The organism is Sphingobacterium shayense (genome assembly GCF_013179575.1).
Lineage (GTDB): Bacteria > Bacteroidota > Bacteroidia > Sphingobacteriales > Sphingobacteriaceae > Sphingobacterium > Sphingobacterium shayense.
Genome location: NZ_JABMCQ010000031.1, coordinates 21,833 through 30,508 on the forward strand (window position 1 = coordinate 21,833; position 8,676 = coordinate 30,508).

Here is an 8,676-nt window from a genome sequence, read left to right on the forward strand (position 1 = left end):
ATTTCGCATTGACTATCGTGTTGCAGCCGCGTTTTTTTTTATTATTTTCATTTATAATGTCCCGATGGTTCAAGAGAAGCTATTAATGGAATAAAGGAAACAGATAGTTGCTTTTATTTATTCGTTCTGGGAGCGAAATGTATGGCAGAAATAAACTATTTTTGTGTGATTTGTAGATTCTGAAAATTTTAAGTTATAGCTGATAGTCGTATCTTAAGTAGGGATATCCCTTTTTATTCTTGCAGATGTGTTACTTTTGACATATTTTACAAGTATATAATAGCGTTAATGAGATCACTTGTTTGTAAGTACTAATTTATGACCAGGTTGGCACTAAACAGGATTGTGTTTCGAGGATTATTTAATTAGTAGCTAATTTTAATTATGTTCTGTTTTTGAAAAATTAGAGTTGAATAAAGGAAGTTATAATATTTATGAAAAATAATTCTTATTTCCAATTAAAAGAATCGGATAACCACCGCCTAAACCTTAAACAGATTTTCGAACAATATGCGTTTTATTGGAAATGGTTTTTGGCATCGGCGGTCCTATCCCTACTATTAGCATTTGTTTATCTCAGGTACACAAACAGAGTATATAGCGTAAATGCAAAAATTTTATTACAAGATGAAAAGCAAGCGTCAGGTGATATGGCTGGTTTAAGTGAGTTAGCCAATTTAACTGGAATTGGAAGTTCATCAGCAGCATACGTTAATGACCAAATGGAAATATTACGCTCGAGGAGGTTAATGCGGCGGGTGGTCAGTTCTACTGGTCTTTATTTTTCGTATTTTTTAAAAGGCAAAATACGCTCGGCGGAAATTTTAGAGAAGAATTCGCCTCTAAAAGTAGTCTTGTTAGAGCCGTCTCATCCTCGATTAGATTCCTTAGCTTACACATTAACAATAAGTAAACGACAGGGTAAGTATACAATTAGCGACGATCATTCTGGAGAAATATTATATAAATTAGGGAGTACTGTACAGAGCCCTCTTGGTAAAATTCGAATCCTACCGCAAGCAAACAATGGATCGTGGGAAGGCGATTTGGTAGTAAACTATCTGCCGACTTCTGTGACGGTAGAAGTACTTAAAAGTACAATAGAGATCACACCAAATGAACAAGGCCAGTCATTTTTGGTTAATTTCTCCATGAATTACCCCCTCATTTCGAAGGCCGAGCTAATATTGAACTCACTTATTGACCAATATAACCAAGATGTGAGTAGCGACAAGGCACGTGCGACTCGAGCAACATCTAAATTTATTACATCGCGATTGGCTTTGATTTCTAGGGATCTAGCACAAGCTGATTCTAATGTTGCCAAATTTAAAAACGAAAATGATTTCGTAGATATGAAAGCAGAGGCGGAAATATTTATGAAGAATGCCTCGGAGAATGAAAGGAGGCTTATTGAGTATCAAACTCAACTTAGCTTGGCGGATATTCTGAAGGATGCTATCTTGACGGGAGAGTATAACCTTTTACCTTCTAATATTGGACTTACTGACCAGTCGATTCAAGAGAGTATTACAAGGTATAACAATTTGATCCTTGAAAGAGACGGTATATTGAAATCTGCTACTCTTGATAATCCGGTAGTCCTACAGTTAACTAATAATATTGGCGAAGTGAACATAGTTTTGCAGAAATCGTTGGATAACTATAGGCGAATGCTGCAAGGAAATCTGACAGCACTTGAGGTACAGAAAAATAGGTACGAAGATCGACTGGATATTTTGCCGGGGCAGGAACGAGGTTTGAAGGAAATCTTCCGCCAGCAACAAATAGTTGAAGTATTGTATTTGTTTCTTTTACAAAAGCGTGAAGAGACTGAAATAAAAGCCGCAGCGACACCGGCTAATTTAAAAATAGTTGACGAAGCCTATGGTTATCCACTACCTGTGGCGCCAAGAAAAGCCATTACTATGCTCCTTGCAATTGTTCTAGGGGTTTGTGTCCCATTTTGTATACTGTATTTTAAATTTTTATTAGATAATAAATTACATTCGCGAAAAGATATTGAAGACTTATTTAGCGTTCCCGTGCTAGGCGAAATTCCTACTTCGGATCATTCGATTATTATAGATAATGATCGATCATCTCTGGCTGAGGCTATACGGATACTACGTACAAATCTTTCATTTATGCTAGGCGCTCAGGCCGGACTATCGTCGGTTATTTATGTGACGTCAACAACCTCTGGGGAGGGTAAATCCTTTATAGCGACTAATCTAGCGAAGGTTCTTTCTATGTCGGGCAAAAATGTATTGCTTATCGGGGCAGATATTCGTTCACCTAAAGTGTTGGATTACTTGGGACTGTCTCATCTACAGCACACGAGTGTTGGAATTACCCAATATTTAGTGAATCCTAAGATGTCGATTTCCGATTTGGTCATAAAAAGTCCCGAGCGTTATGATTTTGATATTATTTACTCTGGATATATTGCGCCCAATCCAGCGGAACTTTTAATGAACGGAAATTTTGAAGATCTAATAGTATATGGTCGACAGCATTACGACTATGTTATTGTGGATACAGCGCCTGTAAGCATGGTCACCGACACAATGCTTATTGCCGAACATGCTGATTTGACGATTTATGTAGCTCGAGCAAATTATTTAGATAAAAGGCTGTTGAGCGTACCGAAGGAGCTCTATGAAAAGAGCAAGCTAAAAAATATGGCGATCGTAGTTAATGATGTCGACTTTAAACGCGGTTATGGGTATGGTTATGGATATGGCTACGGATATGGCAATATAGACGATGCATCATTGCATAAACGTATGTCTAAATTCCTTAGCGCGTTCGTTAACCGCAAGAAATAGTACATATAGGATAAATTGAAGCATACATTCTCGCAGATCTAATGCCTTTAAGCTTCCCACGAAGTTTAATATTTATATTATTAGATATATTTTTATTGATATTTTGATTTTCTAATATTTATATGTAATATTGTCTTGAGTTTTTAGTCGGAACTAAACGCCTGAAAACGAATTATATGCTTTTGAAAATTAGATGAATACCGAAATGCTGAAAAATTCTGTATTCTTTTCATAAAATTTAAAGCCATTGCTATTTTGTCGTTTGCAGTCTATTTTGATATGCAGTTTCTACCGAACGTCAATGATTGTTAATTATAATTATTAAGAGCAGTTTTATAAATTTTTAACCAAATAGTAATAACATGAAAAACAATGAAAAAAAGGTGTACGCAGCACCCAAAATTGAGGCGCTCATCGTTGAATTGGAACAGGGGATCGCTTCTGCGTCTACAAACACCCCTGCTATTGACGACTCGTTCGAGCAAGGTACAGGCGGATCCGGATGGAGTGACGATACATCGGGCTTTTAATTATCAGATAGAAAATTATGAAAAAGATTAACTTAATAACATTTAGTAAGCTGGCTGTCGGAGTGATGATAGCCGTTGGGGCCGTCTTCGTTACAGGATGTACGAAAGATGCCAAAGAAGACATCGCTATGCCCGGGGAAGGTACACGTGTCGTAATTAGCGTTGGAGGAATTAATGAAGGTAATTCTGGTTCTTTTAACAAAATTCAAGCCGCTGCAGGTAATGCGGTTGCTTCGGACAAGTCAAACGAATTGATTTCAGCTGACGGGTTTGACGTATTAATTACCCGTCCGTCAAGCTCTGTATCCCAACTTGGTTTCAAAGATAAAATCCGTGCTGCGGCCACTTCATCCGACGGATTGAAAGCAGAAGTGCCAATGACAAATGGAAATGCTTACCGTGTTTATTTACGCAAGCAAGGTGCTACTACATTAGAGTCCGTAGCATTAACCTCAGGTACAGCTGGTTCGATTGCTGTGGAAAAAGGTGCTACTTATGAATGGTTCGCATTGTCCTATAATAGCACTACAGCCGTACCAGAAGCGAATGGAACGGATGTCGTCTTGGAAGATATCAGTAGCTTGCTTTACGCAAAAGGCACGTTTGATGTTGGGACCGGGGAAGGTGACATTGTCGTACCATTAGCAGTTGTATTTAAGCCGCGTGTCACCAAAGCGGTAATTGAAATTAATACGTTAGGCCTGTTCGCTGACGTTGCCTCAGCGGAAGTTACTGTGACTGGGCTGTATGCAGCTCCTGAATCAATAGATGTCGTTTCCGGAGAGCTGACGGGGGACAATTCAACTGCGCAGCCAATATCTTTTAATGATTTCGTAGCTGTCGAGAATTTCGGCAGACAACGTCTAGTTGCTGAGGCGTATGTCGCTGGTAACGCGGACGAAAATATTACTGTAAGCGTATCAAACCTTCGTGTTGATTTGGATAATGGCGATGAAAGAGATTTTGGCACAGCAACATTAACAAAGCAATTTCTGCCGGAGCAAGCAATGGAGCAAAACATAGTGTTGAACTTCATTGAAAGTCCGATAATTACAAATCGCGGTGGAACCACGGTAAGTTGGGCTCGTTCGAATCTTTATTACGAACCTGGTTTTAATACGTATCGTTTTTTCCATACAAATCCTTTCGTATCGACAGAGGACGTCGCCGTTCGAGATAAGAGCTTCTTTTCCTTCAAAGGCCATATTCCTCGTCAATTTGCAGACGCTGATGAGGCGAATCAAAAGGACCCTTGTGCGTTGGTTTATCCGGCAGGCTTATGGAAGACACCGTCGGATGTTGAATTGAGATCGTTAACCTCAACTAACGGGTTAATTGGCGACTTGCTGGGAAACGTTTTAAGCGTACTCTTTCCGGCACCTGGAACTACAGGCGCCACCTTTGGGGATAACTATATCGAGTATGAGATAGAATCGGGCGCGAATCCGGTTTACGGTGAAGCAACTAACAAACTTCGCTTTAACTACAATGGTATTCAGAATAATATATCGGTAGCTTCAGGTTTAGTAGATCTTAGCTTAGGTCAAGTCGGCGAAGTCGCTTCGATATGGTCCAGTGATAGAGTATTAGATGTTGATTTGTTAAATTTAGGCATAGGTGTTGGAGCGTGGGGATATTTAGGAGCGACAGCGCCGGGGGTATTGTTAGCGATTCCTCCACGGCCGGAAAGAGCTATCGGTTCTAGAGGTGCAGGACTATTAAATCTTGATATTTTAGACCTTGGTCTATTGGGATCGGGATTTCAAAATGTGCGTTGCGTTCGTGATGGAAGTTGGGACCCAGAAGCCGGTGACTACAATCCTTATCCTGTTCTTACAGATTTATAGTACTTTTTAGTTGATTTATAATAACATGGCTACCTGATGAATTCGGGTAGCCTTGTTATTTTAGCAGTAATATTAAAAGAATTAGAGGTTTTTTCTCTATTTACATTAATTTTTATCGTAACGTGAAGATGAATTTTTGGTTTTTGCTTAGTGCTGGTTTAGCTTTTATTTTTTCCTGTGCCGAACGATCTTCTCAACAAGGTGATATAATGTCTGATTCATTGGTCGTAGACTCCGTTTCGGTGCCATCGACAAAATCGACTCTAATGTCATATTGGGACAAATTTGATTTCGGAGATATTGCGCGTGTAAAGAGTCCGCAGATTGGAGAACAAAAATTCGTAGATTTTCTTGGAGCTTTGCCCGATGTGCCTGATTCTATTGCGACCAAAGCGATCCAAGCCCACTTGTCAAAAGCTGAAATTAGCTCGATGAGTTTCGAATTCTATATCAATCAATATCAGCGTTATCTTTATGATCCAAACTCTCCTATGCGTAGCGAACTTTATTATGCATCGGTACTCGAGTATTTGCTTGCTTCACCCAAAACGGATGAAACAAGCAAGGTTCGTTATAAAATGTTGCTGAAAATTGTTAGCCAAAATAAACTCGGAAGTACGGCAAATAATTTTAGGTTTTTAGACGCCAAAGGAACTATTAACGAACTTCACAATATCGTAGCGGATTATAAGATCTTGTTTTTTTATGACCCTACTTGCCACAATTGTGAAGGAAAGATTAAAGATCTCGCCAATTCCAAAGCGACTAATGATTTAATCGGAGATGATAAACTCCAAATTGTTGCCATTAGCGTTCACCCCGAACGTAAGCTTTGGGAGGATAATAAACAAATGATACCTGAAAACTGGATCAATGGATTTGATATTAACGGACAAGTAATAGGAAAGGGACTATACAACGTCCTAGCTTTTCCCACAATTTTACTTTTAAATGGCGACAATACAGTATTATTGAAAGATGCTCCGCTTGACGTTACCCTACGTCGGCTGTTTGAGTTAACAGGTAATTAAATTATAAATGCGTTCCAAAGGAGGGATGCTTCTCGCAGAATAATGTCGAGAAGTATTGGAATAGTTTTTATTAAATTGCTAGTAAACGCAGGGTACATGGTGTTTATTTCCGTTAGCAACCTAGATTTGGATTTATAAAGCTCGCAGATAATTGCATATAAATTTGAGAACCCATCCATATTTAGTAAATTCAGCTCGAGATACGTGTTTTACTTTGCTTTTGAAATAATACTAACCTAGAAAACGATGAAGAAGGCTTTTTTGAAGATTAATAATGGTGCATTTTTTGAAACTGTAAAAGAATCTTTGAAAAACGGTGAAAGAGTGAAATTTCCTGTAGCAGGAAATAGCATGCGCCCAGCGTTAAGAAATGGAGATGTAGTATGTGTCAAGCCCTTAAATAACCGAGGGCTTCAGGTCGGTTCAATTGTATTATCTAGCTGGAAAGGAAACTACGTGCTACACCGTCTAGTACGTAAATACGGAGGCCAGGCTGTACTTGCGGGCGATAATAATTTGGTTCAGCTAGAGATGGTAAGTCTAACGGATATTATAGCTGTTGTTTCGGCATGTTACCGGGATGAAAAACTTTTTTCTCATCAAACAAACATAGATCGTATCAAAGGACTAGCGTGGTATTATACGCGTATCGTGCGGCGCATCATTATGAAAATTAATAGAGTACGAAATAAAAGAAATTCTGGATATGAAATTGAGATCTGATATATCCCTACGGAAAGTAGGAAACGAATATATAATAGTAGAGCCCTCTCAGGGAATGGTTGATCTATCAAAAGTTTTTACTTTAAATGAAACAGCGGCGTTCTTGTGGGAGGAATTAAAAGGGAAGGAATTTATGGATAGCGATCTCGTTCAGCTATTGTTAGATAACTATGAAGTCGAGGAGGGGCAAGCGAAGGTTGACGCTTCTATATTACTTCAGACTTTTCGTGAACAGGGGTTGCTAGTGTCGTAAGTTATTTTTGACTCTTCAATGAATACCAATTTTAAATTAGATTCCACGATAAACAAGGCCTTCTTTGAAGCCTTACGAGCGGGACTGTGGAATGTGTCCCCTTGTACAGCTGTATTCGAAGGACTTTCTGCCGAGGAATGGAAATCACTGTATAAAATGTCTACGTTACAGACGGTGGAAGGCGTGGTGTTTGACGGTCTGAAGAAATTGGATGCTGAATTTTTACCCACAAAAGATTTGTTATTGAAATGGGTAGTTCGTCTTCAGCAGATTGAAGAGCGAAATACTTGGATGAATAGAATTATTGCTGATCAAGTGGATGTCTTTGAACGGAATGATTTATTTCCGTTGATGCAAAAAGGTCAAGCGGTCGCACAGTATTATAATAATCCCTTAAGCCGTGTCTGTGGCGACATAGATTGGTGCTTTAGTAAAAAACCCGATTATAATCGGGCTGTAGATGTTTTGAAAAAATTAAAGGTTGAGGTTGCTTTTGGTCATGGTTACAGCCTTTCATACAAATGGAAAGGGTGCGATATAGAGCATCATCAGGACCTTATCGAACTTCGAGACCCTTTCAAGTTGGGTTATCTTAAGAAATTAGAAGATAAGGAAGCTAGTGGACATATGGCTTTAACTGTGCACGGTAATACCGTACATGTTCCAGCGCCGATTTTAAATGTCGTCCTCGTAAATGTCCATATTTTAAAGCATTTGGTAACCTATGGTGTCGGTGCGCGCCAGCTTTGCGATTCTGCAATGTTGTATGATTCGTTGTCCGATCAAATCGATGGCAGATATCTAAAGTCGGTATATAAGAAACTCGGAATACTCAAATGGATATATTCATTACACGATGTGTTAGTGAAACATATCGGCCTTGACCCTGCAAATCTTCCCTTTGCTCAACCTTCGAAGATAGATGCTGATTGGATGATGGAAGACGTGCTTCAAGGAGGGAATTTCGGTTTTTACGATCCCCGTTTCCCTGACGAAGAAAATCCCGGCGGACGGGTTAGTAGAATTCCGCGATTGTGGTATAGCTTCAAAAGGTATTTACCACTTGCACCGCTAGTAACGATATCATCTCCATTCGTTATTCTATTTTCGAAGATTCACCGCTAGTATGACGGAAACCAGTCTGAAATATCAGCTAAAATGGGCCTTTCGGTTTGCCAAACCCTATCGAAGGGAATTGTTGGTTTATTTTTTTCTAGAGATCGCCGCCCTTGCTCTAGGCCTCCTTTTTATTTGGTGGTCAAAACGTACAATAGACTTCGCGGTAACGGACGATCCCGTAGCAATGAAGCGAGCGTTGCTATATGCAATATTGAGCGTTGTGCTTGGAGCGGTCGTGAGTTTATATTCTACCTGGTTAAATGAACGGACGCGGGCTCAAATGCTTCAACGTTTGCAGAAAAATGTCGTACAAACACAGATGCATGCGGTGTGGGGAGTTGT

Annotated in this window: 7 protein-coding genes and 1 pseudogene; all 8 read left to right on the forward strand. The window is 39.4% G+C overall.

Annotation, left to right across the window (positions count from 1 at the left end; all coding sequences use genetic code 11):
* The first annotated feature begins 434 nt into the window (after positions 1–434).
* Positions 435–2,831 carry a GumC family protein gene (locus HP439_RS05855; protein ID WP_172389412.1) on the forward strand — a complete coding sequence of 799 codons (2,397 nt, stop codon included), beginning with the start codon at positions 435–437 and terminating at the stop codon, positions 2,829–2,831.
* 362 nt (positions 2,832–3,193) lie between these two features.
* Positions 3,194–3,361 (forward strand): hypothetical protein, encoded by a 168-nt coding sequence (locus HP439_RS05860; protein WP_172389413.1) that lies wholly within the window; start codon positions 3,194–3,196, stop codon positions 3,359–3,361.
* 17 nt (positions 3,362–3,378) lie between these two features.
* Complete coding sequence (locus HP439_RS05865; protein WP_172389414.1) at positions 3,379–5,208, forward strand: hypothetical protein; 1,830 nt, start codon at positions 3,379–3,381, stop codon at positions 5,206–5,208.
* Between the two features lie 209 nt (positions 5,209–5,417).
* Positions 5,418–6,239: a DUF5106 domain-containing protein gene (locus tag HP439_RS05870; RefSeq protein ID WP_172389415.1), complete on the forward strand. Its 822-nt coding sequence runs from the start codon at positions 5,418–5,420 to the stop codon at positions 6,237–6,239.
* Positions 6,240–6,485: 246 nt separating this feature from the next.
* Positions 6,486–6,962, forward strand: coding sequence for a S24/S26 family peptidase (locus HP439_RS05875; RefSeq protein ID WP_172389416.1), 477 nt, complete (start codon positions 6,486–6,488; stop codon positions 6,960–6,962).
* On the forward strand, positions 6,946–7,215 hold the full coding sequence (locus HP439_RS05880) for a PqqD family protein (protein ID WP_172389417.1): 270 nt from the start codon (positions 6,946–6,948) through the stop codon (positions 7,213–7,215). The genes HP439_RS05875 and HP439_RS05880 overlap by 17 nt, the downstream gene beginning before the upstream one ends.
* An 18-nt stretch (positions 7,216–7,233) precedes the next feature.
* The gene (locus tag HP439_RS05885) at positions 7,234–8,340 is read left to right on the forward strand and encodes a nucleotidyltransferase domain-containing protein (protein WP_172389418.1); all 1,107 of its coding nucleotides are present in this window, start codon (positions 7,234–7,236) and stop codon (positions 8,338–8,340) included.
* 1 nt (position 8,341) lies between these two features.
* Positions 8,342–8,676 (forward strand): annotated as a pseudogene (locus tag HP439_RS05890) (hypothetical protein); the annotation flags it as partial.

Coding starts and splice junctions, on each gene's coding strand:
- HP439_RS05855 (WP_172389412.1), top strand. CDS start 435: ATGAAAAATAATTCTTATTTCCAATTAAAAGAATCGGATAACCACCGC.
- HP439_RS05860 (WP_172389413.1), top strand. CDS start 3,194: ATGAAAAACAATGAAAAAAAGGTGTACGCAGCACCCAAAATTGAGGCG.
- HP439_RS05865 (WP_172389414.1), top strand. CDS start 3,379: ATGAAAAAGATTAACTTAATAACATTTAGTAAGCTGGCTGTCGGAGTG.
- HP439_RS05870 (WP_172389415.1), top strand. CDS start 5,418: ATGTCTGATTCATTGGTCGTAGACTCCGTTTCGGTGCCATCGACAAAA.
- HP439_RS05875 (WP_172389416.1), top strand. CDS start 6,486: ATGAAGAAGGCTTTTTTGAAGATTAATAATGGTGCATTTTTTGAAACT.
- HP439_RS05880 (WP_172389417.1), top strand. CDS start 6,946: ATGAAATTGAGATCTGATATATCCCTACGGAAAGTAGGAAACGAATAT.
- HP439_RS05885 (WP_172389418.1), top strand. CDS start 7,234: ATGAATACCAATTTTAAATTAGATTCCACGATAAACAAGGCCTTCTTT.